Below are 565 nucleotides of genomic sequence, written 5' to 3' on the forward strand. Positions count from 1 at the left end.
GCGCTCTGCCATCCATCAAACCCTGTATTCCGCCGATACCTTTGTTCAGTATGATTATCTTGCCGGGAAAAACTTGCCTGATATTACCCGTCCGCAAGAAGGCCAAATCAACTGGCTGCATTTTGTCGGCATCAATGATGTTGCCTTGCTCAAACATGCGCTTGAGCCTTACGGCATCCATGAGCTGGTTATTGAAGATATTCTCAGCCGCAAGCAACGTCCGAAAATTGAAGACTACGGCAGCTATGTTTTTACTGCCGCACAGGTTTACCATTACACAACTACAGGCAAGCTCCATTCCGACCAAGTGTATGTGATTATCGGCAAAGATTTTGTGTTGTCTTTCCAACAAAAACCGTTGGGCTTGTTCAGTCATCTGCGCCGGCAGATGCACGAAAATCCGCACAATATTTTGAACAAAAACACGGCGTTTCTGGCGTATTGTCTGCTTGACCGTATTGTGGACGACTATTTCATCGTTTTGGAGTCGTACAACAACCGTGTCGAAGCGATAGACAAGTCCCTGTTTCTGTCTCTTCTCCACATCTCCGAGCCCACGAGACTA

Annotated in this window: 1 protein-coding gene; it reads left to right on the top strand. The window is 46.9% G+C overall.

Annotated features, from left to right (window positions below):
• On the top strand, window positions 1–565 hold a 565-nt coding region (locus ACTHUM_RS18115; RefSeq protein ID WP_440403698.1), incomplete at both ends, for a CorA family divalent cation transporter.

It is taken from the genome of Neisseria sp. P0021.S006 (assembly GCF_051956895.1).